This is a genomic window from Neisseria sp. P0016.S008 (assembly GCF_051957775.1).
Taxonomy (GTDB): Bacteria; Pseudomonadota; Gammaproteobacteria; order Burkholderiales; family Neisseriaceae; genus Neisseria; species Neisseria flavescens_B.
Genome location: NZ_JBQCWB010000006.1, coordinates 72,133 through 95,780, shown reverse-complemented (window position 1 = coordinate 95,780; position 23,648 = coordinate 72,133). Strand labels below are relative to the sequence as shown.

Below are 23,648 nucleotides of genomic sequence, written 5' to 3'. Positions count from 1 at the left end.
AACTTGTAGCTCCTAATCACATTTTGTTCAGTATATCCCACACCTTCAACAACCTCTTCACCGACACCGGATACGGCGTCTTCAATTCCTGCGCGAACAGCGACACCCTCAATTCTTCAATCATCCATCTAAACGCGGCGAGGTCGTCTGAAACGGGCAATCCTTGTTTCACCAAACCGTCGGTTTTTTCCTGCCACATTTGTTCCAATTCCTGTATGTCGGCTTCGCGGGCTGCGTCGCGGGCGGGGTTGCTGATGTATTTTTCGAGACGCAGGGTCATGGCTTTGAGGTAGATGGGGAGGCGCGGCCATTGTGTCCACGGGGTGCGGGTGGCGAAGCCGGCGGCGAGCAGGGTTTGCAGGCGTTGGCGTATGAGGTGGGTGAGCGGGTGTTTGCCGAGTTTGCCGTTCAGTTCGGCGTAGGCGGCGGCGGTTTCCTGCAAGTAGCGGCTGAGGGCTTCTTTGACGGCGGGCAGGCGGCTGCGGGCGCGTTTGATTTGTTCTTTGAAGGCTTTTTCGTTGCGCGGCAGCTCGTCTTCACCGATAAAGGCGCGGTCGCAGACAGCCTGCGTGAGGTCGTCGCGCAGGGTGTCGGCGTTGATGTGTTTGAGCAGCATAGCGGCTTGGGTAAAGCCTTGGATGCCTTTGTTCAAATCTTTTACCTGCTCTTTTAATTGCAGCTTCATCAATTCAATGACACCTTGACGGTGTGCCTGTTCGGCAGCTTCGATGGTGTCAAACAGGCGCAGGGCGATGCGGCCGTCTTTTTCTTTTTGCAGGCCGAGATAGCCGGTGAGCTGTTGTTTGCCACGTGCGAATTTGATGGATTCGGGCAGGGTACCGATGTCCCATGCGGTAACGTTGTCGCGCTCGAATTCTTGGGTGTTGTCGCGGAAGGTAACGGCGGCGGCTTGGCCGAGTTGTTGTTGCAATTCGTGCAGTTTGCGACCGCCGGCAAGCTCTTGTCCGCCGTCGTCGATAATGCGCAGATTCAGATAGCAGTGTTCGGGCAATTCTTGCGCTGCCCATGCGTCTTGGTCGATTTGCTCGAGAATCCGCATATCGCCAGCACTTTTGGCGATAAAGTGCGCCAACTGGGGAATGATGGCCGCTTGGCGGTCGGGATTGCTTTCGAGAAATTTGGTGATGAAATCGGGTACGGGCACGCAAATGCGGCGGATTTGCTTCGGCAGGGCTTTAATCAGCAGCTGGATTTTTTCGCGCAACATGCCGGGCACCAGCCATTCGAGCGACGGCGCGTGCAGGCGGTTGAGGACGGTCAGCGGCACGGTCATGGTCACGCCGTCGAGCGGATGGTGCGGCTCGAAGCGGTAGGAAAGTTTGAACTTGCCGTCTGCGGTTTGCCAGAATTTGGGGAACTGCTCTTCGGTAATGTGCGCGGCGGCGTGTTGCATCAGATCGTCGCGGCTGAGGAACAGCAGACGCGGATTGTCGCGCTCGGCGTTTTTGAGCCAGGCTTCAAAGGTGCGGATATCGGCAAGGGGCAAAGGTTTCAGACGGCCTTTTTGGGATACTGGCTGCTTTTTGGGTTTGGGGTCGTCTGAAACATTTTGTCGGGTATGTGAACTCGGTTCATGCTCGCGGTTGTCCGTATCTTTGGAATCTGAGTGCGTAGCTTGCGCCACATGCCCTGCGTTGCGCTGGTTTGCTTGTCCGTTTTGATCGGCTGTCTTGTCCGACTGAGTTTGTCCGCCCTCTTCGCTTCCCCAAACTCCGCCTTTCGCGTCTTTCCACACCAGCTCAGGCAGGCGTTCGTTATAAAACGCAAACAGGGCTTCGTCATCGACCAATACGTCTTGCTTACGAGATTTGTGTTCGAGTTCGGTAATTTCTTTAATCAGCTTTTTATTGTGGGCAAAAAAGGCCGTTTGAAGATTGCTTTCTTGCGCCACCAATGCGCCGCGGATAAAGATTTCGCGTGCTTCTTCGGGCGCAACTTTGCCGTAAGACACGGGGCGGCGCGGCAATACGGTCAGGCCGTACAGCGTTACGCGCTCGCTGGCGACGACTTCGCCGCGTTTTTGTTCCCAGTGCGGCTCGAAATAATGATAGCGGACGAGGTGCGGCGCTTCCTGCTCTATCCATTCGGGCTGGATAACGGCCACGTCGCGCGCGTAAAGGCGCGTGGTTTCAACCAATTCTGCCGCCATCACCCATTTGGGTTTGGCTTTAAACAGGGCTGAGGCAGGGAAAAGGTGGAAGCGGCTGCCGCGCACGCCGGTATAGTCGTTGCCGTCGGGCGATTTCATGCCGACATTGGCGATAAGGCCGGTCAGTAGGGCGCGGTGGATTTGTTCGTAGCCGGCTTCTTTGGCAGCGCGGATTTGGGCACGGTGTTGTTTCTTATCCAGTTGTTTTTGTTTGAGTTTTGCGGATAAGTCTTGGTCGCCTTGGTTTTCAGACGACGTGAGCTGCTTGGCTTCGGGAGGTCGTCTGAAAGCGGCTTCCTTGGTGGTCAAACCCATTTCAATCGCGGTTTGGGCAAGCTGGTGGTGCAGCTCGCGCCATTCGCGCATACGCAGGTGCGACAGGAAATATTGACGACACCACTGCACCAGCTGCTTGTTGGACAAACCTTTGTCGCGCTCGCGCTGGAAGCTGTCCCAAATATTCAGATAGGCAAGAAAGTCGGATTGCTTGTCAGTAAAGCGTTCATGCGCCTTGGCCGCGGCATCACGCGCTTCCAGCGGCCGCTCGCGCGGGTCTTGAATCGACAGCGCGGACGCAATCACCAATATTTCCGCCATGCAGTCGTGTTTCTTCGCCGCCAGCAAAATGCGTGCGATTTTCGGGTCGATGGGCAGGCGCGCCATTTGTTCGCCGAGTTTGGTCAGGCGGTAGCGCGTGTTGGTACCGATATGGCCCGAACTGTTTTGCAGGCCGTCTGAAACATTGGCTGGGGTGGATCGGGCATCCATGCCTGATCCGCGTACTTGGTTTTTCATATTTTGCATAGCCTTGTCGGTCGGGCATCTTCCCCGACATCATCTTAATTTGTCTTTATTGGTTTTCACGCCGCTTATTGCGGATAAACATATTCTGCCTTGCCGTCGCGAATGTTCAAGCTGCCTGCATCGCCCGTAATCAGGTTGCCCGTTACCGAGCCTTCGCTACAACCTGAAACCGGCGTATCGTAGCCCAGCGTGTGAATCAGAAACGTTGAAAGCTGCTGGTGGAAGGCAATCTCGCAAGGCGCAAAAGCCTGGTTGGCAGCCTGTTGCACGGCCTTATCCGGGCTGTACAACACCAGCGGCACAAGATAGCTGTCGGGCTGCACCGTGCCTTGGTTGTAGGTATCTTGGCGCACATACTGGCCATGATCGGAGGTATAGGCAAACAGCCAGTTGCCGTCAGGCTGCTTTTGCAGCTGCTCGAATACGGTTTGAATCATTTGGTCGGTTTTGTGGATGGTGTTGTCGTACTTATCCACAATATTGGCTTCGCCGAATACTTTATCTTGCGGCTGCAACAATGCGCCGTATGGGACGTGCGAACCGCGTTGGTGCAACACAATAAAATGCTTGCCCTGCTGCAAATTGATTTTGTCGAACAGCGGCAGTAGCTTCTCATCGGGCATATTGTCGCCGTTGCCATAGCCAAGCTGCGTCGGCTGAATCAGATGATCTATCCATTTCTTACCGATTAAGTTCAAAATTGCCATCTCGTTTTCCGCCTGTGCGCTGTAAAAATACGTTTCATAGCCCTGCTCTTTAGCGAGGCGGAATATATTGGTATCGCCACTGCTGATTTGCTCGTAGCCGTTGGCATGCGGTATCGCATTGAAAAAGCTGGGCAGGGACACAGCCGTCATCAAAGCGGCGGAATAGCTTTGTTTCACAATCGGCTTAAAGTCAGCTTGCGACAGCTGGGTCAAAAACGGCGAAGTTTCGCGTCCGTAGCCAAACAATTTCAAATGCGCCGCGCTTTCGCTTTCGCCCATAATCAGGACGATATTTTGAACACTGCCCTGCCCGATTTTGCTTGGCGCTGGCTGTTTGAACACAGGAATCTTGCTTAAATCAAACAACTGATACGGCAACACGCGCCCGACAAAATAGCCGAAGCTGAAATAATTGGCTTTGATACGGCTGTATGTCGGTTTGGGCGAAATACCGTGTTCCTGCGTCGTACTGAAGGAGCGTCCAAAAATCAGCAACATCGCCGCAATAAACAAAATATCGGCGGCAAAATGCGTCTTACGGCGGAACTTAGCAAGGCTGCAAAACAACACAACTTCCAACACGCCCCACAACACAGGCAGCCACAACTTATCCAACATCGACGCACCCGCGCTGCCGACTTCGGTAACCTCTTTCAGCATCAGCCAATAATTAATGCCCGTCATCCAGCTTTGATAAACCGCGTAATGCACATTATTGGCAATAATGCTGAACGCAAAAAACACCGCAATCAACAAACGCGTCACCTTATAACGCGCAAACAGATAAAGCGCAGCAATCACAAATGTCAGCGCAAACGTTTCCGCCATTTTCGCCACCGGCAGGGTTTCAATCCCAAATACAAAGCGATAGGCAATTTCGCTGGCAGTCAATAAAGACGAATACAGAACAAGCGTAAAGAAAGATTTTTTCATCATTAATATTTCACAATAAAAATTTACCGATTGAGTTTTAAAACCCAATATTCCCTTTTCAATATTTTTTAGTTTCTCAATGATTTAGGCCGTCTGAAAATGAAACATGGCCTGCCATTTTATGAAGAAAGATTTTATTTTCAGATGGCCTCCACCGCACCTAATTCCAGCAATACCTGAAAACAGTCATTGATATACCGCGAGTCGGGCATTTCTAAAAATGGGAATGCTGCTAATAAAATACAGGGAATTTCAGGTCAATGGGCAGTCGTGCATTTTTCAGTATTCTCCTGGAAATACTGTAAACAACGCTACTAGTTTCTACACATTACCAAAATCAGTTACAATATTAACCAGATCAATAATATGCCTTTTATCAACAGTTAAAAGAAAATCTACTAATTTTTGTCTTGCCATTTTACATCCTAGAATTTTCATTAAAAAATATTTTTAAACTACTTCTATATTGGATTTAATGCTAATAACTTTATGTAAGTTTATTCTTAAATCAACGATATACATACCGTCTGACGACATTGGGTGTTCTAACGACTTAGACATCGCCCTTGCGCCGCGCCAATGGGGCATTGCGCCGAATCACCGTTTAAGATTTGAGCTGACCGCCGAAACCCCGCACGACCGCTGTCCCGCAACGGACAACGTGCCGAAAAACGACACCGAAGCCTGCCGCCTGACCCACGCCCAACAGGCGAACATCAAGGGCGCAACGTACCGCATTCTGCACGATGGCGGCACCCCGAGCAGCCTGAACCTGCCGCTGCTCTGGAACGAAAACCTGCGCCGCATCGAAACCGGCGACCAACCCGCCGCCGCCGACAGCCTGCTGCCGATGGACACCAATGTAACGCTGCCGTTGGTTTGGTAGGCAAGACTGAAGAAAGGTCGTCTGACAAAATACGGTTAAGCATTTTGAACGTCGGCGTTGCCGACGGGCTCGAAGCGCCGAGAAATCCCGTAAAGGATTTCGAGTAAAAATCCGGTGTAAAACGAAAGGTCGTCTGAAAGCTCTTTCAGACGACCTTTTGCTATCAAAGTGCGGTCGGTTTTGGGAAAGTTTTTTCAAAATCCGCTCCGGCAAAATTCAAGATAATATCTTTTGTGATAAAATTTAAGCCCGTTTGAAACCTAAAAAATATTTTTGATTTATCACAATATTTTTAAAAATATTCAGTTTTACCGCCGACGGAGATTCAAGATAATGCAAGCAACCTTTCAAGATTTTCCACTGACTTTGCTCAACCCCAGCTTTGATTCCGATTTGATTGATGTGCTGACCGAATTGGAAAAACTGCGCACCCTGCGCCTTTCGGGCGATGTGCATCCGCATCTGTTTATGCAGTTAAAAACCATCTTCCATATGCTGGAAAGTATCGGCTCGGCAAGGATCGAGGGCAACCACACCACGCTGGCGGACTATGTGGAAAGTCAGCTTGACAGCGATTCGGCGCAGTCGGAGCAGTTGGAGGAAATCCGCAACATTGAAACCGCCATGCGCTACATTGAGGAAACCCTCGGCGAGGGCGACCCGATTAGCGAGCATTTTATTCGGGAGCTGCACAGCCTGACGGTAAACGGGCTGAAACGGGAAGGCGACAAAACCCCGGGGCAATACCGCAGCCACGCCGTTGCCATCGCCCAATCCGCCCACTTGCCGCCCGAGGCGTTTAAGGTGGCGGATTATATGCAAGAGCTGGTGGCGTTTATCAACCAGCCCGACAAGCCCAAATACGATTTGATGAAAATCGCACTGGCGCACCACCGTTTCGGCTGGATACACCCCTTTGGCAACGGTAACGGGCGAACCGTGCGGCTGCTGACTTATGCGCTCTTGGTCAAATACGGCTTTAACGTGCAGGCAGGCGGACGGGTACTCAACCCCACCGCCGTGTTTTGCAGCGACCGCAACCGTTATTACGAAATGTTGTCGCTTGCCGACGGCGGCACGGCGGCGGATTTGGAGGCATGGTGCACTTATGTGCTGTCGGGCATTTCGCGCGAACTGCAAAAAGTGGACAAATTGACCGACCGAGCCTTTTTAAACCAACAGATTTTGCTACCGGCGATTCAGTTTTCCCTGCAACGGGGGCATATTACCCATGACGAAGCAAAAATTTTGACCTTTGCCTGCCAGCAAGGCGAATTTAAAGCGGGCGATTTGCAAACCCTGTTTCCGCAAAGCAACAGCAACCGGCGCACCTATCAAATCAAAAAACTGACGGAACAAAAATTCATCATGCCGATAGAGCCGAACGCCCGTGTCTATACGCCCAATTTCGCCCAATCCTATTTGATTCGCGGCGTGATTGAAGCGTTGCGGAATAACGGGTTTATCGGTGGGTTGGAGTAGTTTCAAGTAGCCAAAAAAATCGGCTTAGAACATGAAAAGGCCGTCTGAAACGCCAGTTATCGTTTTTCAGACGACCTTTTACCATCAAAGTGCAGTGCGATATTACTCAAAATCCCTGTGGGGATTTTTCGCCCCTGCGGGGTTGTTGCAAGCGACGCTCAATATACCCAACCGCATTTTGTCAAAAATTTTAACGGCCTGAAAACGCTTGCTTCGAACGTTTATTTTTTGAACGGCGCATTTTGCTGTTTTCAGACGGCCTCCACCGCCCCCAACTCCAGCAACACCTGAAAACCGTCATTGATATACCGCGAATCGGGCATTTCTAAAAATGGGAATGCCGCTACGTCGCCCAAGTTCAGCGATGCCATGCGCAGGATGACGGCGGCAAGGTTGCTGCGGACGATTTCGGGATCGGTAAATTCAGGGCGGCTGTTGAAATCTTCTTCTGAAAACAATCGGATACATACGCCTGCAGAGACGCGGCCGCAACGGCCCGAGCGTTGGCGGGCGGCGGCTTGGGAGATTTTCTCGACATGAAGCTGCTCCACCTTTGCCCGTGCGGAATAGCGTTTAACGCGCGCGAGGCCGGTGTCGATGACGTATTTGATGCCCGGCACGGTGAGCGAGGTTTCGGCGACGTTGGTCGCCAGCACGATGCGGCGTTTTGCGCCTGAAGGGTGGAAGATTTTGTGCTGCTCGGCGTGCGACAGACGTGCGAATAGGGGCAGGATTTCGTCGTTGCGGCGCAGCGTGGATTTGCGCATGGCTTCTGCCGCTTCGCGGATTTCGCGTTCGCCTGGCAGAAACACCAAAATATCGCCTTCGCCGTAGCGCGCCAATTCGTCGGCCGCATCGACAATCGCGTCGGTCAGCTCGACTTCTGCATCGTCTTCGTCTTTGCTGGTCAGCGGTCGGTAGAGGATTTCGACAGGATACGTCCGTCCGCTTACTTCCAGCACAGGCGCGCCGTTGAAGTGTTGGGAGAAGCGTTCTGCGTCTATCGTTGCCGAGGTGATGATGACTTTTAAATCGGGGCGGCGCGGCAGCAGCTGTTTCAAATAGCCCAAGAGGAAGTCGATATTCAGGCTGCGTTCGTGCGCTTCGTCGATGATAATCGTGTCGTAGGCGGCGAGATAACGGTCGGTCTGGGTTTCTGCCAACAGGATGCCGTCGGTCATCAGCTTGACACAGGCATCGCGCGAGGTGTGGTCGGTAAAGCGCACTTTATAGCCGACCGCGCTGCCGATTTCGGATTTCAGCTCTTCGGCAATCCGCTCTGCTACGGAACGCGCGGCAAGGCGGCGCGGCTGGGTATGCCCGATCAAGCCTGCCGCCCCGCGCCCGAGTTCCAAACAAATCTTGGGCAGCTGCGTGGTTTTGCCCGAACCGGTTTCGCCGCAGATAATCGTTACCTGATTTTCGGCAATGGCTTTTTTGATTTCGTCGAGTTTTTCGTGAACAGGCAGCGTGTTGTCAAATTCGGGCTTGGGCAGTTTGGACAGGCGTTGTAGATAGAGGTCGTACGATTTTTTGTATTTTTCCTCAACCTTGGCCAAGCCGCCGTATTTATTGGGGTTTTTAAAGGCAGATCGCAGAAAATGGCGGTCTTTGGAGAGGGTTTGGGCGAAATCGGGTTGCGGCATGATGGTGCAATAAATTAAATAATGTGAAAAGAATGGAATTATAGCAAAAGGCCGTCTGAAACTTGCTTGCTTTCAAGTTTCAGACGGCCTTTGTATGGATAAACCGTTTTAGTCGGCGGCGTGCCAAGGTTTTTGCATACCGGCGTGGAAACTCGGTTTTTCTCCGCCCCACAAGGTGTCGATGTCGTAAAAGTCGCGCACGGCAGGGAGCATGACGTGGACAACGAGGTCGCCTGCGTCGACGAGCGTCCATTCGCCGCTGTCGCCTTCGGTGCTGAGGATTTCGAAACCGGCTTCTTTCAAATCGACGGCAACGTTGTTCGCCAGTGCTTTGACTTGGCGTGTGCTGTCGCCGCTGGCAATAATCATGCGGGCGAACAGGGAGGTTTTGTCTTGGGTTTCCAAAACAGAGATGTCTTTGGCTTTGATGTCTTCGAGGGCGTTTACGGCTACTTCGACCATTTTTTGCAGGTCTTGCAATTCTTGTTCGTTCATTATTTTCCTAGTTGAAATGTTTTCAGACGGCATTATAGCTTATCTGCCTGAATAAACGCTATTTTTCATAGAGTTTGTGTTGGCGGATGTATTGGGCAACAGGTTGCGGCAGGCCGTCTGAATGGTGCGTTTTGGCGAGATCGGCGCGGATTTGGGTGGAGCTGGTGTTGTGCAGCGGCGCGTTGAGGATGCGGACGCTGCCGTTTTGCAGGGCTTCGCCGAGCCATGCGTGCAATTCGCGCGGGGTTTTGTTGAGGTTGTCGCCTTGGCGCATGGCGATGGCGATATTAGTCTGGCGCACGAGGGTTTGCCATTTTTTCCATGTGTGCAGCTGCATCAGGCTGTCACTGCCCATCAGCCACCACAGTTGCGCGCCGGGAAACTGCTGGCGGAAGATTTGGACGGTGTCAAACGTATAGGTCGCGCCGTCGCGAACGATGTCGCAGTCGCTGGCGGCGAATTTCGGCTCGTCGGCGATGGCGAGTTCGACCATATTGAGACGCTCTTGTGCCGGCGTGCGCGTGCTGTCTTTGTGGTACGGGTCGCCTGCCGGCAGGAAGACGACAAGATCCAAACCGATTTCGTCGGCAAAGGCGCGGGCGATGTGGAGGTGGCCGTTGTGGATGGGGTCAAACGTGCCACCGAATAATCCGATGTTTTTCATTTCGTGGTGGTGTCTGCGTTAGATGTTGGGCCGTCTGAAGCAGGCAGGCTGCCGTCAACAATCAGGTTGAGCTTGCCTGTGGTCGGGTGGATGACCAGGCCGTGGATGGCGATGTTGTCGGGCATCAGCGGATGTTTGCGAATCAGCTCGACGGTATGGCGCACGCTGTCTTCGACATCGTCAAAACCGGTCAGCCAGCCGTCCAAATCGATACCGGCGTTGCGCAGGGTTTCGATGCGGTCGTCGGGGATATTGCTGTCGTGTACGCGTTGGAGGAACTCTTCAGCGTGTAGTCCGCGCATACCGCAGTCGTGGTGGGCAATGACCATGATTTCTTTGACTTTGAGTTCAAATACGGCGACCAACAAACTGCGCATCACCGAACCCCAAGGGTGGGTCACCAGCGCGCCGGCGTTTTTGATGAGCTTGGCATCGCCATTTTTCAAACCCAACGCATTGGGCAGCAATTCGATAATGCGCGCGTCCATGCAGGAGAGGATGGCCAGCTCGCGGCCGGGGTATTTGTTGGTAAAGTATTTTTCGTATTCGCCTGTTTCGACGAAATGTTGGTTATAGGCGAGGATTTCGCTCAATTCGCTCATGATGTGCTCGTTTCGGATGGTTTACTCTATTATAGCGGTTTTCGGGTAGTGCGGTTGTTTTGCAAATTCGCCGTAAACGGCTAAAATCAACGTATCTTTAGTTCTTTTGGAGGATGTGCCGTGTCTCAGTCTTTCCGCTTTGAACAGGTATTCGCGCCCGATGTCCACGATGCATTGTGGGATTGGGCGCAAACCAGCTATGGCGCATCCGACGATTGGTGCATTCTGTATCTCAACGGCCTGCCTTTAGGCCGTCTGACCCCATTATGGCGCGAACGCCTCGGACAAGATTGGACAGGCAGGCAGTCTACCTTTTCAGACGGCCTGAATTTGGAAACCGACAGCTGGCCGGAAATGGGCGACAGTTTGCAAACGCTGGCGCAACAATGGCGCGAGTGCGGTTGGCTCAAAGGTTGGCGCGATGAAAAGTTCGACATCTGCGACCAGTCGGGCAAGCCTTTATGCGCACTCGAACGCGCCGCCTTCCGTCCGTTCGGCCTGATGAGTCAGGCAGTGCATTTGAACGGATTGGTCGAAACAGAAAACAGTCTGCGCTTTTGGATAGGCCGCCGCAGTCCGCACAAAGCCGTCGATCCGAACAAACTCGACAACCTGACCGGCGGCGGCATCAGCAGCGGCGAAAGGCCGTCTGAAGCTGTCTGCCGCGAGGGCGAAGAAGAAGCAGGCATTCCCGCTTCGTTAACCCCCCATATCCGACCGACCGCCCAAATATATAGTTTGCGCCCCGTTAACCGCGGTGTCCACAACGAAATCCTGCATATCTTCGACATCGTCCTGCCCGAAAACTTCCAACCCGCCAACCAAGACGGCGAAGTAGCCGGTTTTGAACTGATGGACATCCCCACCCTGCTCGATGCCATGTTGGACGGAAACATGATGCACGATGCCCAGCTGGTTACGCTTGAAGCCTGCCGTCGATACGGCCTGATAGACCTCAAACATCCGCTGTCCGCATGGCTCGACAGCATCCGTTGCCGACCCCATTTTTAAAGGCCGTCTGAAACCATGTTGCAACTCAAAAACATCAACAAACGCTTCGGCAGCAAAACCGTTGCCCAAGACATCAACCTAAACGTCGAAGCAGGCGAAATCCTCGCCGTACTCGGCCGCTCCGGCTGCGGCAAATCCACCCTGCTCAAAACCATCGTCGGCCTAGTACGTCCCGACAGCGGCGAAGTCTGGCTCAACGGCGACAACATCACCGACATGCCGTCTGAAAAACGCAATATCTCGCTGATGTTTCAAGACTACGCCCTTTTGCCGCATTTGTCCGCCCTCGACAACGTCGGCTTCGGCCTCAAAATGCGCCGTCTGCCCAAAGCCGAAATCGAAGAACAATCCATGCAGGCCTTGCGCGACATCGGTTTGGAACACGAAGCGCAACGCAAACCCGAAAGCCTCTCCGGCGGCGAACAGCAACGCCTCGCCCTCGCACGCGCCCTCATCACGCGCCCGTCGCTGTTGCTCTTGGACGAAGCCTTCTCCAGCCTCGACACCCACCTGCGCCACCACCTGCGCACCCTGACCGCCGAACGCATCCGCAGTCAAAACATCCCCGCCATCCTCGTGACCCACTCCGCCGAGGAAGCCTGCACCATGGCCGACACCATCGCCATCATGCACGAAGGCCGTATCCTCCAACACGGCACACCGGAAACCCTTATCCGCCGCCCCGTCAATGCCCAAGCCGCACTACTGCTCGGTTTGGCCAACACCGGCGACACTCGCTACATTCCCCAACATGCCATCCGATTCGACCCAAACGGCACAGCCGTCCGCATCAGCGAAGCCATCCCCCTCGCCGAAGGCACACGCCTTACCCTCGCCCATCCGCAATACGGCGATTTGATTTGGTATCCCCATGCCGACCACGATACGGACAAACCGCAAACCGGACAGGAAATCCGCATCAGCGTGGATGAAAATCAGATTGTTTGGTTTGATTGAATGTGATGGAGATTAAAAAAGAAAAAGGCCGTCTGAAATTTAAGTTTCAGACGGCCTTGTCTATTCAATCAAAATCAGTCTTTCAACTTCGCCAACTGATTTTGAACTTTCGCCATTTTGTCTTCCAATTCCGCCAAATCGGCTTTGTCTTTTTCCACCAAATGCGCCGGGGCTTTTTCGGTGTAGCCAGGTTTGGAGAGTTTGGCGTTGAGTTTGTCCAAGGCTTTTTGCAGCTTCTCGGCTTCTTTGCTCAAACGGGCGGTTTCGGCGGCTTTGTCGATTTCGACTTTCAGCATCAGGCGCGCGCCGTTGCAGACGGCGACAGGTGCGTCTTCTGCTTCCGGCAGGCTGTCCACCAGCTTGGCTTCGGTCAGTCGGGTCAGCGACGGCAGGTATTTGAGCAGGCCTTCGAGTTCTGCGCTGCCTTCGACGAAGAGCGGCGCTTTCACGTTCGGGGCAATGCCCATTTCGCCACGCAGTTTGCGCACTTCTTCCACCAAGTCTTTCAATGCGGCCATTTTGTCGAAGGCCGTCTGAACGATTTTTTCTTTATCGGCTTGCGGATAGGCGGCCAACATGATGCTGTCGGCGGTTTTGGCATTCGCCAGAGGCGCAACGACCTGCCACAGCTCTTCGGTAATGAAAGGCATGATTGGGTGCAGCAGGCGCAGGATGGTTTCGAGTACGCGCACGAGGGTGCGGCGTGTGGTGCGCTGTGTTGTCGGGCAGCCGGTTTGGATTTGCACTTTTGCCAGCTCGATGTACCAGTCGCAATATTCGTTCCACACAAATTCGTACAACGTTTGCGCGGCAAGGTCGAAACGGTAAGTTTCAAAGGCTTCGGCAACGGCGGCTTCGGCTTGTTGCAGTCTACCGATAATCCATTGATCGGCGAAGGTAAACGCCAACGGCTGCATTTCGTCTTGACCGCAGTCTTTGTCTTCGGTGTTCATCAACACGAAGTTGGTGGCGTTCCACAATTTATTGCAGAAGTTGCGGTAGCCTTCGGCGCGTTTGAAGTCGAAGTTCACGCTGCGCCCCAAGCTGGCGTAGCTCGCCATGGTGAAGCGCAATGCGTCCGCACCCATGCTGGGGATGCCTTCGGGGAAGAGTTTTTTCGTGGCTTCTTCCACTTTCGGCGCGGTTTCGGGTTTGCGCAGGCCGGTGGTACGTTTTACCAGCAGTTTTTCCAAGTCGATACCGTCGATCAAATCCACAGGGTCGATGACGTTGCCTTCGGATTTGGACATTTTTTTGCCTTCGTGGTCGCGCACGATGCCGTGGATGTACACGTCTTTAAACGGTACTTTGCCGGTGAAGTGGGTGGTCATCATAATCATGCGCGCCACCCAGAAAAAGATGATTTCGTAGCCGGTAACCAAGACATTGGACGGCAGGAAGGCTTTGAGTTCGTCGGTTTCAGACGGCCAGCCCAGTGTGGAGAACGGCACGAGCGCGGAGGAGAACCATGTGTCCAATACGTCTTCTTCGCGGGTCAAACCGGTTTTGCCGGCTTGTTTTTCGGCTTCTGCCTGATTGCGGGCAACGTAAACATTGCCTGCTTCGTCGTACCATGCAGGGATTTGATGGCCCCACCACAATTGGCGCGAGATACACCAGTCTTGGATGTTGTTCATCCATTGGTTGTAGGTGTTGACCCAGTTTTCAGGGATAAAGCGCACTGCGCCGCTGTCGACGGCTTTTTTGGCTTTGTCGGCAAGGCTCAAGCCTTTGAACTCGCTGTCAGGCTCGCCGCCGTTTGGCGTGGCGGACATAGCGACGAACCATTGGCTGGTCAGCATCGGCTCAATCACTGAGCCGGTACGGTCGCCTTTCGGCGTCATCAGCGTGTGCGGTTTGATTTCGACCAAGAAGCCTTGTTCCTGCAAATCGGCAACCATTTGTTTGCGCGCGTCAAAGCGGTCCAAGCCTGCGTATTTTTCAGGCAGGGCAAAACCTTGTTGCGCTTCGCCTTTGAAGTTGAACACTTCGGCGTTTGCCAACACTTTGGCTTCCAAATCGAACACATTAATCAGGCGCGTGTCGTGGCGTTTGCCGACTTCGTAGTCGTTGAAGTCGTGTGCGGGCGTGATTTTCACGCAGCCGGTACCGAAGTCTTTTTCAACGTATTCGTCAGCAATCACGGGAATGGTGCGGCCGGTCAGCGGCAGGATTAATTCTTTGCCGATTAAGTGGGTGTAACGTTCGTCTTCAGGATTGACGGCTACGGCCACGTCGCCCAGCAGCGTTTCGGGGCGGGTGGTCGCCACGATAACGGCTTCGGCAGGATTGTCCGCCAGCGGATAGCGGATGTGCCACATAGAGCCTTGTTCTTCCACGCTTTCCACTTCCAAATCAGACACTGCGGTACCCAATACCGGATCCCAGTTCACCAAGCGTTTGCCGCGGTAAATTAAGCCTTGCTCAAACAGGCGCACGAACACTTCGGTCACGGTTTCGGCGCGCACGTCGTCCATCGTGAAATACTCGCGCGTCCAGTCGGCAGAACAGCCCACACGGCGCATCTGCTGCGTAATCGTACCGCCGGAAACTTCTTTCCATTCCCACACTTTTTCCAAGAATTTTTCACGGCCCAAGTCATGACGGGACACGTTTTGCGCGGCAAGCTGACGCTCGACCACGATTTGTGTGGCGATGCCCGCGTGGTCGGTGCCCGGGATCCAGGCGGTGTTGCAGCCTTTCATGCGGTAATAGCGGGTCAAGCCGTCCATAATGGTTTGGTTGAAGGCATGACCCATGTGCAGCGTGCCGGTTACATTGGGCGGCGGCAATTGGATGGAGAAAGACGGTTTCGTCAAATCCATATCAGGCTGGAAATAGCCCTGCTCTTCCCAGTTTTGATAATGTTTGGATTCGATTTCGGCTGGATTGTATTTGTCTAACATGATGGAACTTTGTGAAATTAAGGTTATTTTTGATGTGCGGATTATAACGCAAAAAGGCCGTCTGAATCATTTCAGACGGCCTTTGGCATACGGGTTTTAAAAATGGAACAATACCAGGCTAACGGCGATTACCGCCATACCCGTTGTCAGGCCGTAAACGGTTTCGTGGCCGTCTGAATAACGTTTGGCGGCCGGTAATAGCTCGTCCAACGCCAAAAACACCATCACACCAGCTATCACACCGAATACCGAACCAAACACGGCAGGCGACAAAAACGGCTGCAAAATCAAATAGCCCAAAGCCGCCCCCAAAGGCTCGGCCAGGCCAGATAGCAGACACGCCCATACCGTTTTCTTACGGCTTCGGGTGGCAAAATAAACCGGCGCGGCGATGGAAATGCCCTCCGGAATATTATGGATGGCAATCGCCAAGGCCAAAGGCATCCCGACCGCCGGATTTTCCAAGGTGGCAAAAAACGTCGCCAAGCCTTCGGGAAAGTTGTGCGCCGTAATCGCAAACGCCGCCATCATGCCGACTCGCGCGATATGGCGACGTTTGCTTTCTTGAAACGACGGATCTTGAGCATCCAAGGTTTCATGCGGGTTCGGCACCAGGCGGTCAATCAGCGCGATGCCGCCCATCCCAGCCAAAAATGCCATGGTCGCTGCCGCAAACGCGTGGTCTTTATCATAAATTTCAGCGAACGCCTCACTGGATTTACTGAAAATCTCCGTCAGGGAGACATACACCATCGCACCGCCGGCAAATGCCAAACCAAACGACAACACGCGCGGATTGGGCGTTTTGGAAAACATCACCAAGCCGCTACCTAATACGGTAAACAAACCGGCAGCCAGCGTGATGGAAAAGGCAACGGCCAAATTGGACATCGAAAAATCGGGCATGAGAAAACCTGCGCTAAAAGCTGGGACAGGTTCAGACTAACACTTTTTAATGCATATGATAATAGTTATTATTTATTTTATTGATTGGATACCAGGATTTTGAAACAAAAGGCCGTCTGAAAAATAGTTTTCAGACGGCCTTTAAATTTGAAATGTCGCTAAACCTTATCGCTTTCCAGCTTAAGCCTGATAGCGCGACAGGCTCAAATCGTCGCTTCGGATTTCTGTGTCTTTGCCGCTCACGATATCGGCGGTTAATTTTGCCGAACCCAGCGACATGGTCCAGCCCAAAGTGCCGTGGCCGGTATTTAGGAAGAGATTATCAAAGCGGGTGTGCCCGATTAACGGCGTGCTGTCGGGCGTCATCGGTCTGAGTCCGCTCCAGAACAATGCTTGGCTCAAATCGCCGCCTTCTGGGAACAAGTCGTTGACGACCAAAGCCAAGGTTTCGCGGCGTTTTTCGGGCAGTTTGATTTCGTAGCCCGACAATTCCGCCATGCCGCCGACGCGGATTCTGTTGTCAAAGCGCGTGATGGCGACTTTGTAGCTTTCATCGAGAACGGTGGAAACCGGCGCGCCGTCGGAATTTGTAACCGGCAGGGTCAAGGAATAGCCTTTGACGGGATAAATCGGCAGATTGAGATCTAACTGAGCCAACACAGTCCTGCTGAAGCAACCGAGCGCGCAGACAACGGCATCTGCTTCAAACCGCCCTGCTTCGGTTTCAACGGCTTTGATGCGCAGCCCGTTGTGGTCGATGCGGCTGATGGTTTGGTTGAAATGAAACTGTACGCCCTTTTCTTGACACAATTTGTACAGGTTTTCAGTGAAGAGGTGGCAGTCGCCGGTTGCGTCCGCAGGCAGGTGCAGGCCGCCGGCAATTTTGGCGGTAACGCGTGCAAGCGCAGGCTCGAATTCTGCGCATTCTTCGGGTTTCAGACGGCGGTACGGCACGCCGTAGCGTTCCAAAACGGCAATGTCTTGTTCTGCCGCTTCAACTTCTTTAGCCTGGCGGAAAATCTGCAACGTCCCTTTTTTACGCCCTTCAAAATTCATGCCGGTTTGCGCTTCAAAACGGCGGAACATTTCACGGCTGTATTCGGAAATCCTGACCATGCGCTCTTTATTGATTTGATAGCGCGCTGCCGTGCAGTTTTGCAGCATTTGCCACAGCCATTCGATTTGATACAGGCTGCCGTCAGGGCGGAACAGCAAAGGCGGATGGCTTTTAAACAGCCATTTCAGTGCTTTGGTCGGGATACCGGGTGCAGCCCAAGGCGTGGTATAGCCGTAAGAAAGCTGGCCTGCATTGGCAAAACTGGTTTCCATCGCCACGCCCTCGGCGCGGTCGATGACCGTTACTTCATATCCTGCCTCTGCCAGATACCACGCGGAAGATACGCCGGCCACACCAGCACCTAAAACAAGCACTTTCATTTTTCTCCTCCTCTGACTTTTTTCAAAACAAACTTAATATACATCAGGCCGTCTGAATGTTCAGGTTCAGACGGCCTTGGACATTAATGCGGCAATTCGCCGTTTTTGATTTTTTGTTTGAAGTCGCGTGTTTCATTGACGATGACTTTCGCCATCAACAAAAGCGCAATCAGATTAGGCAATGCCATCAAGCCGTTGAATGTGTCCGAAGCCAGCCACACCAAATCAAGGCTCAACACGGTTCCCAGCATGACCGAAGAAACATAACCGACGCGGTACAAACCGGCAAACTTCTCGCCGAAGACGTAAACCGCGCATTTCTCGCCGTAATAACACCAGCCGAGAATGGTTGAGTAGGCAAAGAAAATCAGGCCGATGGTGACAATCCAGCCGCCGATGCCGGGCAGCATTTTTTGGAAAGTGACGGTTGTCAGCGCCGCGCCGCTCAATTCAGGTTTCACAAACTCGCCGCCTGTACCGAGCAGACCCATGACCAATACGATGCCGGTAATCGAGCAGACAACAATGGTGTCCAAAAAAGTACCGGTCATGGAAACCAAAGCCTGACGGACGGGGTGGTCGGTTTTCGCGGCTGCGGCGGCAATCGGCGCAGAACCCATACCTGCCTCGTTCGAGAACACGCCGCGCGCCACGCCGTAACGGATGACCGTACCGATGGCGCCGCCTGCCACAGCTTGCGCGCTAAACGCATCGGAGAAAATCAGTTTGACGGCGGGCATCAGTGCGTCAGAATTCACGACAATAATGGAAATACCGCCTACTACATAAAACACAGCCATGGCAGGTACGATAAAGGATGCGGCTTTGGCGATGCCCTTAATGCCGCCCAAAAGCACAATGGCCGTTAATACGGTCAATATCACGCCGGTGTAGGCAGGTTCGACACCGAAGCTGGTTTGCACTGCCTGCGCAACCGAGTTGGACTGTACCGAGCTGCCGATACCGAATGAAGCGAATGTACCGAACAGCGCAAACGCAACAGCCATCCATTTCCAGTTTTTGCCCAAGCCTTTTTCGATGTAATACATCGGGCCGCCGGACATTTCGCCTTTGGAATTGGTGACGCGGTATTTCACCGCCAACACGCCCTCGCCGTATTTGGTTGCCATGCCGAAAATAGCGGTCATCCACATCCAAAATACCGCGCCCGGGCCGCCGGTTACCACCGCAGTCGCCACACCGGCGATGTTACCCGTACCGATGGTGGCGGAAAGTGCGGTCATCAACGCCGCAAAATGGGAAATATCGCCTTCGTGGTCTTCGCCGTCTTCATGCTTCTTTGACGGCACAAACGCCTGTTTCAGCGCATAACCCAACATGGTGAACTGCAAGCCTTTCAGCAAAACGGTCAGCAAAATGCCCGTACCGACCAACAGCATCAACATAATAGGTCCCCAGACCCAGCCGCTGATGGTTTCGAAAAAGGCTTTGAGATTGTCTAAAAACAATTGCATGGCTTTCTCCTTTGTCTGTTTTATTTTTTATGCACTACTTTTTGTAGTGTCATGTAATTTCAGCACAGAATATTCAATAAGACAATATCTTTCTTTTTAAAAAGATTTTTGAGGTTTTACCCTAAAAAGATATCTATTTAGACCGGCCAGATTGTTTACAATCCGCTAAAAATAAAGGCTGCGGCCGAGATAAAATGCCAAATGAAAGTTAACCAACCATCAATTAAGACTGCAACAATTAAAATGACACAATCGACAAATGGCACATTATTGAAAAATACAAACACGCAAATCTTGTTTAAAAAAAGCCTCAGGCCGTCTGAAAGATGGTTTCCAGACGGCCTGAGGCTTGTTAATTATATTGATAAAGTCAGGTTGATGAATGTTGCCCAAGCAACTGCGCCAACACTCGGGCAAAGCGTTCCGGCGCGCCTTCACTGGTGTGCAAATACAGGGCGGGCTCGATAAGTTCCAATTCATTGAGCAGGAAGGTGTCGCCGACCAATGTGCCGTCCACTCGGGCGTAAACCGGCATTTGCGGCAAAGCGGCCAGTACGTCTTGCGCGGCACGGATGGCAAACTCGGGCGGCTCGATACCGAACACCGACACGCCATAGGCCGAGTTGGCGCGCCATTCGCCTTGGGGCGGCTGACGGCGCACGGCATGGCTGAATGTGCCGTTGAAAAACACCAGCGAGGTTTCGCCTGCCGTTTCGATTTCGCGGATATAAGGTTGAACAATCATGCCTTGCGGATAATCCACCATATCCACGTCCAATATCTCCGCACAAACTTTAACCACGCCTTTGCCGCTCTGCCCGAATGCCGGCTTGATGACCGCTTCCGTCCAGCCTTGTCGGTTTAGGATGTCAGCCAATTCGGCTTTTTGCGGCGGAACGAACACGCTGGGAATCACTTGCGTGCCGCGTTCTGCCAAATCACATAAATAAGTCTTTTCCATATTCCAAGCCATCAGCTCGGGCGGATTGATAAAACGCTGCCCCGCCTGCTCGGCTTGCTCCAGCCATTTGCGGAAGGCTTCGGGTTCGGTAGCATAATCCCATGCACACAAAGGCAGTAAAAATGGCGCGGACGGATGGTTTTGCCACGCATCAAATACGGTTTTCACGCCCATGGTTTCCAAGCATGCCGCCAATGTTTTCAGGTTGTCCGATGGTTCGGGATAAGTTTGGCAGGTAATGAGTGCCAAAACGGTTTGCTCGGTCATGGTCGCCGCCTCATTGCTAAAACCAAAATTATATAGCAAAATCAAACCAAAAGATTTTTCAGACGGCCTGATACATGAGGCCGATTCTGATAAAATGGTCTCCCCTTTTTTCGTCGGAACATGCTCATGAAATCTGCTCACGTCCTTGTCTGGTTCCGCCGCAACCTCCGCCTGCACGACAATGCCGCGCTTAATGCCGCCGTTGCAAGCGGTTTGCCCATTGCCTGCGTCTGGGTCAGCCAAAGGCCGTCTGAAAACCACAATCCGCGTCAAAGCCTGTTCCACTATCAAGCCGCGCAAGAGCTGCATACCCGTCTGGCGGCGCACCATATTCCTTTATATGTCGTCGCCTCCGACGAAGACCTCCTCCCCTTGGCTGCTGCGCTCAATGCCCATACCGTCATCACAGACGAAGCCTACACCGAAGCCGAAATCCGCCAAGACAACCGCCTCTGGCACAATTTCGACCGAGCAGGCATTGCCCTGCAACACGCCAACGACCGCGGCATTTTGGCCAAATCCCCCCTCATGGATGCCAACGGCCTGCCCTACACCGATTTTGCCGCCTATAAACAAGCATGGTTGCAGGCTTATTCAGGACAAAGGCCGTCTGAAACCGAATTACCTGTTCAAACCGGACAAAACGTTCAACTGTTTCCAGCCCATACCGGCGCGGTATTGCCTGCCTATCAGCAAGGCGGTGAAACCGCAGCCTTAACGCAATGGCACGCGTTCAAACAGAATTTGGTTCACTACCCGATTACCCAAAACTTTCCGGCACGAAAAAACACCAGCCTCCTCAATGCCTACCTGTCCGCAGGCTGCATTTCCCCGCGCCTGCTGGCCGCCGAAGGCTTGGCAAACCGACATTTCGAGTGGCTGGACAAGCTTATTTTCCGTGACTACTGCTACCAGCTCGCCTACCACCGCCGCCTACCCGAAACAACCGATGCCGCTCCGGTACGCGAATACTGGCGACACGGCCAAACCGGCGTACCCATCATCGACGCCTCCATCCGCGGCCTCGAAGCCACCGGCCACTTACACCCCGTTCTCCAGCAACTGTGCGCTCACTATTTCTGTCATGCGCTCAACTTCGACCCCAACCAAGGCATCGCGTGGACAGCCTCCGTCCAAACCGGCACCGACCCCGCGCTCAACCAAGCCAACTGGCACCTCGCCGCACAAGACATGGCCACCGTCCGCTATGCCCACAGTTCGCATCAAATCGATCCCGACGGCAGCTACATCCGCAGTTACATCCCCGAATTGGCACATCTGCCGTCCACCCTCATCCACACGCCGTGGGCCGCCGCCGATGACATCGACACACACGGCTACCCCTTTCCCAAGGCCGTCTGAAACCTGCGTTCACACCAAAAAACCACACTAAATACAGCTGAAAAACGTTCAAACAAAATATTTTGGTTTCAGACGGCCAAACAGATTGAATAGCCAAGATTTACACGGTAAACTTACGTCATTAAAAAATTTTATTATTTCATGACAATGAAACCCGCATTCGACATAAAAACGTCACGTTTGGACGTCTTATCCATCCATCTGCACACCGCAGATTTAACCGAATTGGAAGAATTCCTGCGCCAACTGGCAGGCCAATCCCAAGACGAATTCGTTCCCTTCATTTTAGACGTACAAGATTTCGACTATCCCGAATCCATCGATTTGGGCGGTATGATTTCCCTGTTTGCCCGTTACGGCATGCAAATTTTAGGGCTGCACCACACCAGCGACACATGGGCGGCAGCGGCGGCGCGTTATCACTTGGTATTCAAACAAGGCAACTCCACCCAGGCAGCCGACACACAGGCAGCACCTGCCCCACGCCAAGCACCGCAGCCGCAAGACGTACAAGCCACCGTCATCAACAATCCGACCGTATTGGTCAGCACGCCCGTGCGTACCGGCCAGCAGGTTTACGCTGAAAACGGCGACCTCATCGTCACCGGCATCGTCAGCCAAGGTGCGGAACTTATCGCCGACGGCAACATCCATATTTACGCCCCCATGCGCGGCAGAGCGTTGGCCGGTGCAAAAGGCAATACCAACGCACGCATCTTTATTCATTCCATGCAGGCCGAATTAGTCTCCGTTGCAGGTATCTACCGCAACTTCGAGCAAGACCTGCCCGAGCATCTGCACAAAAAACCCGTACAAGTATCATTGCAAGACAACCGACTGGTTATCAGCGCAATCGACGCCGAATAAACATCAGTACTTAAAAAGGAAATATCGTGTCCAAAATCATCGTAGTAACTTCAGGTAAAGGCGGCGTAGGCAAGACCACTACCAGCGCCAGCATCGCAACCGGCCTGGCCCTGCGCGGCCACAAAACCGCCGTGATCGACTTCGACGTCGGTTTGCGCAACCTTGACCTGATTATGGGTTGCGAACGCCGCGTCGTATACGACCTCATCAACGTCATCCACGGCGAAGCGACTCTCAACCAAGCCCTGATTAAAGATAAAAACTGCGAAAACCTCTACATCCTGCCTGCATCGCAAACCCGCGATAAAGACGCGCTGACCCGCGAAGGCGTGGACAACGTGATGAAAGAGCTGGCCAGCGAAAAAATGGGCTTCGAATTCATCATCTGCGACTCCCCTGCCGGTATCGAACAAGGTGCACTGATGGCACTCTACTTTGCCGACGAAGCCATCATTACCACCAATCCGGAAGTATCCAGCGTCCGCGACTCCGACCGCATCCTGGGTATTTTGCAAAGCAAATCTCGCAAAGCCGAACAAGGCAGCACTGTTAAAGAGCACCTGCTGATTACCCGCTACTCCCCTGAGCGCGTAGCCAAAGGCGAAATGCTGTCTGTACAAGACATCTGCGACATCTTGCGTATTCCATTGATCGGTGTGATTCCTGAATCACAAAACGTTCTGCAAGCTTCCAACGCCGGCGAACCTGTCATCCACCAAGACAATGCCGCCGCCGCAGAAGCCTACAAAGACGTTATCGCCCGCCTCTTGGGTGAAAACCGCGAAATGCGTTTCCTCGAAGCTGAGAAGAAAAGCTTCTTAAAACGACTGTTCGGAGGTTAATACATGTCACTGCTCGATATGCTGTTCGGCAGAAAGCCGAAAACCGCCACAGTCGCGCGCGACCGCCTGCAAATCATCATCGCGCAAGAGCGCGCACAAGAAGGCCAAGCCCCGGACTATCTGCCGACCCTGCGTAAAGAGTTGTTGGAGGTCCTGTCCAAATACGTCAACGTATCATTGGACGACATCCGCATCTCCCAAGAGAAACAAGACGGCTTGGACGTTCTTGAGCTGAACATCACCCTGCCGGAACAAAAAAAGGCTTAAC

19 protein-coding genes are annotated in these 23,648 nt (G+C 53.0%); 8 read left to right on the top strand and 11 right to left on the bottom strand.

The window, feature by feature from the left end; translation table 11 throughout:
* Window positions 1-16 precede the first annotated feature (16 nt).
* Window positions 17-2,938, bottom strand: a complete 2,922-nt coding sequence (locus ACTHS8_RS08770; protein ID WP_440373513.1) for a DUF3418 domain-containing protein — start codon at window positions 2,936-2,938, stop codon at window positions 17-19.
* Window positions 2,939-3,039: 101 nt separating this feature from the next.
* Window positions 3,040-4,617: a lipooligosaccharide phosphoethanolamine transferase gene (lpt3, locus tag ACTHS8_RS08765; RefSeq protein WP_440373490.1), complete on the bottom strand. Its 1,578-nt coding sequence runs from the start codon at window positions 4,615-4,617 to the stop codon at window positions 3,040-3,042.
* Window positions 4,618-5,089: 472 nt separating this feature from the next.
* On the opposite strand from lpt3, the gene ACTHS8_RS08760 reads away from it, so the two are divergent.
* Both ACTHS8_RS08760 and ACTHS8_RS08755 read left to right on the top strand, forming a co-directional pair.
* Window positions 5,090-5,500 (top strand): hypothetical protein, encoded by a 411-nt coding sequence (locus ACTHS8_RS08760; RefSeq protein ID WP_440373489.1) that lies wholly within the window; start codon window positions 5,090-5,092, stop codon window positions 5,498-5,500.
* A 333-nt stretch (window positions 5,501-5,833) separates the two neighbouring features.
* Window positions 5,834-6,982 (top strand): Fic family protein, encoded by a 1,149-nt coding sequence (locus tag ACTHS8_RS08755; RefSeq protein ID WP_107697223.1) that lies wholly within the window; start codon window positions 5,834-5,836, stop codon window positions 6,980-6,982.
* A gap of 251 nt (window positions 6,983-7,233) precedes the next feature.
* On the opposite strand, the gene hrpA is transcribed toward ACTHS8_RS08755, so the two are convergent.
* The 4 genes from hrpA to ACTHS8_RS08735 all read right to left on the bottom strand — a co-directional run bounded on the left by hrpA (window position 7,234) and on the right by ACTHS8_RS08735 (window position 10,389).
* Window positions 7,234-8,628 carry an ATP-dependent RNA helicase HrpA gene (hrpA, locus tag ACTHS8_RS08750; RefSeq protein WP_440373488.1) on the bottom strand — a complete coding sequence of 465 codons (1,395 nt, stop codon included), beginning with the start codon at window positions 8,626-8,628 and terminating at the stop codon, window positions 7,234-7,236.
* 108 nt (window positions 8,629-8,736) lie between these two features.
* Complete coding sequence (gene rsfS, locus ACTHS8_RS08745) at window positions 8,737-9,123, bottom strand: ribosome silencing factor (protein WP_002246503.1); 387 nt, start codon at window positions 9,121-9,123, stop codon at window positions 8,737-8,739.
* Window positions 9,124-9,181: 58 nt separating this feature from the next.
* Window positions 9,182-9,787 (bottom strand): nicotinate-nucleotide adenylyltransferase, encoded by a 606-nt coding sequence (nadD, locus tag ACTHS8_RS08740; protein WP_107769492.1) that lies wholly within the window; start codon window positions 9,785-9,787, stop codon window positions 9,182-9,184.
* Window positions 9,784-10,389: a beta-class carbonic anhydrase gene (locus ACTHS8_RS08735; RefSeq protein ID WP_440373487.1), complete on the bottom strand. Its 606-nt coding sequence runs from the start codon at window positions 10,387-10,389 to the stop codon at window positions 9,784-9,786. The genes nadD and ACTHS8_RS08735 overlap by 4 nt, the downstream gene beginning before the upstream one ends.
* Before the next feature lie 120 nt (window positions 10,390-10,509).
* Here ACTHS8_RS08735 and ACTHS8_RS08730 point away from each other — a divergent pair, with 120 nt between their 5' ends.
* Window positions 10,510-11,400, top strand: a complete 891-nt coding sequence (locus ACTHS8_RS08730; RefSeq protein WP_440373486.1) for a DUF4743 domain-containing protein — start codon at window positions 10,510-10,512, stop codon at window positions 11,398-11,400.
* Between the two features lie 15 nt (window positions 11,401-11,415).
* Window positions 11,416-12,357 carry an ABC transporter ATP-binding protein gene (locus tag ACTHS8_RS08725; RefSeq protein WP_440373485.1) on the top strand — a complete coding sequence of 314 codons (942 nt, stop codon included), beginning with the start codon at window positions 11,416-11,418 and terminating at the stop codon, window positions 12,355-12,357.
* A 74-nt stretch (window positions 12,358-12,431) separates the two neighbouring features.
* Here ACTHS8_RS08725 and ACTHS8_RS08720 read toward each other — a convergent pair whose 3' ends face one another.
* The 5 genes from ACTHS8_RS08720 to ACTHS8_RS08700 all read right to left on the bottom strand — a co-directional run bounded on the left by ACTHS8_RS08720 (window position 12,432) and on the right by ACTHS8_RS08700 (window position 20,309).
* On the bottom strand, window positions 12,432-15,263 hold the full coding sequence (locus ACTHS8_RS08720; RefSeq protein ID WP_440373484.1) for a valine--tRNA ligase: 2,832 nt from the start codon (window positions 15,261-15,263) through the stop codon (window positions 12,432-12,434).
* A gap of 96 nt (window positions 15,264-15,359) precedes the next feature.
* A complete protein-coding gene (zupT, locus tag ACTHS8_RS08715) occupies window positions 15,360-16,169 on the bottom strand; it encodes a zinc transporter ZupT (protein WP_004520220.1) in 810 nt (269 codons plus the stop codon).
* 180 nt (window positions 16,170-16,349) lie between these two features.
* A complete protein-coding gene (locus ACTHS8_RS08710) occupies window positions 16,350-17,606 on the bottom strand; it encodes a D-amino acid dehydrogenase (RefSeq protein WP_440373483.1) in 1,257 nt (418 codons plus the stop codon).
* 83 nt (window positions 17,607-17,689) lie between these two features.
* Window positions 17,690-19,081: an alanine/glycine:cation symporter family protein gene (locus ACTHS8_RS08705; RefSeq protein ID WP_440373482.1), complete on the bottom strand. Its 1,392-nt coding sequence runs from the start codon at window positions 19,079-19,081 to the stop codon at window positions 17,690-17,692.
* 370 nt (window positions 19,082-19,451) lie between these two features.
* The gene (locus ACTHS8_RS08700; RefSeq protein ID WP_440373481.1) at window positions 19,452-20,309 is read right to left on the bottom strand and encodes an ATP-grasp domain-containing protein; all 858 of its coding nucleotides are present in this window, start codon (window positions 20,307-20,309) and stop codon (window positions 19,452-19,454) included.
* A gap of 126 nt (window positions 20,310-20,435) precedes the next feature.
* On the opposite strand from ACTHS8_RS08700, the gene ACTHS8_RS08695 reads away from it, so the two are divergent.
* From ACTHS8_RS08695 to minE, 4 genes are all read left to right on the top strand, one after another.
* The gene (locus ACTHS8_RS08695; protein WP_440373480.1) at window positions 20,436-21,671 is read left to right on the top strand and encodes an FAD-binding domain-containing protein; all 1,236 of its coding nucleotides are present in this window, start codon (window positions 20,436-20,438) and stop codon (window positions 21,669-21,671) included.
* A 147-nt stretch (window positions 21,672-21,818) separates the two neighbouring features.
* Window positions 21,819-22,538, top strand: coding sequence for a septum site-determining protein MinC (minC, locus tag ACTHS8_RS08690; protein ID WP_440373512.1), 720 nt, complete (start codon window positions 21,819-21,821; stop codon window positions 22,536-22,538).
* 26 nt (window positions 22,539-22,564) lie between these two features.
* Entirely contained in the window at window positions 22,565-23,380 is an 816-nt protein-coding gene (gene minD, locus ACTHS8_RS08685) for a septum site-determining protein MinD (protein WP_440373479.1), read from the top strand.
* A gap of 3 nt (window positions 23,381-23,383) precedes the next feature.
* Window positions 23,384-23,647, top strand: a complete 264-nt coding sequence (minE, locus tag ACTHS8_RS08680; RefSeq protein WP_003680625.1) for a cell division topological specificity factor MinE — start codon at window positions 23,384-23,386, stop codon at window positions 23,645-23,647.
* The last annotated feature ends 1 nt before the right edge of the window (window position 23,648 follow it).

Coding starts and splice junctions, on each gene's coding strand:
- minC (WP_440373512.1), top strand. CDS start 21,819: ATGAAACCCGCATTCGACATAAAAACGTCACGTTTGGACGTCTTATCC.
- ACTHS8_RS08700 (WP_440373481.1), bottom strand. CDS start 20,309: ATGACCGAGCAAACCGTTTTGGCACTCATTACCTGCCAAACTTATCCC.
- ACTHS8_RS08735 (WP_440373487.1), bottom strand. CDS start 10,389: ATGAGCGAATTGAGCGAAATCCTCGCCTATAACCAACATTTCGTCGAA.
- ACTHS8_RS08710 (WP_440373483.1), bottom strand. CDS start 17,606: ATGAAAGTGCTTGTTTTAGGTGCTGGTGTGGCCGGCGTATCTTCCGCG.
- ACTHS8_RS08760 (WP_440373489.1), top strand. CDS start 5,090: ATGCTAATAACTTTATGTAAGTTTATTCTTAAATCAACGATATACATA.
- ACTHS8_RS08695 (WP_440373480.1), top strand. CDS start 20,436: ATGAAATCTGCTCACGTCCTTGTCTGGTTCCGCCGCAACCTCCGCCTG.
- ACTHS8_RS08720 (WP_440373484.1), bottom strand. CDS start 15,263: ATGTTAGACAAATACAATCCAGCCGAAATCGAATCCAAACATTATCAA.
- ACTHS8_RS08705 (WP_440373482.1), bottom strand. CDS start 19,081: ATGCAATTGTTTTTAGACAATCTCAAAGCCTTTTTCGAAACCATCAGC.
- minE (WP_003680625.1), top strand. CDS start 23,384: ATGTCACTGCTCGATATGCTGTTCGGCAGAAAGCCGAAAACCGCCACA.
- rsfS (WP_002246503.1), bottom strand. CDS start 9,123: ATGAACGAACAAGAATTGCAAGACCTGCAAAAAATGGTCGAAGTAGCC.
- ACTHS8_RS08755 (WP_107697223.1), top strand. CDS start 5,834: ATGCAAGCAACCTTTCAAGATTTTCCACTGACTTTGCTCAACCCCAGC.
- ACTHS8_RS08725 (WP_440373485.1), top strand. CDS start 11,416: ATGTTGCAACTCAAAAACATCAACAAACGCTTCGGCAGCAAAACCGTT.
- lpt3 (WP_440373490.1), bottom strand. CDS start 4,617: ATGATGAAAAAATCTTTCTTTACGCTTGTTCTGTATTCGTCTTTATTG.
- hrpA (WP_440373488.1), bottom strand. CDS start 8,628: ATGCCGCAACCCGATTTCGCCCAAACCCTCTCCAAAGACCGCCATTTT.
- zupT (WP_004520220.1), bottom strand. CDS start 16,169: ATGCCCGATTTTTCGATGTCCAATTTGGCCGTTGCCTTTTCCATCACG.
- nadD (WP_107769492.1), bottom strand. CDS start 9,787: ATGAAAAACATCGGATTATTCGGTGGCACGTTTGACCCCATCCACAAC.
- ACTHS8_RS08770 (WP_440373513.1), bottom strand. CDS start 2,938: ATGGATGCCCGATCCACCCCAGCCAATGTTTCAGACGGCCTGCAAAAC.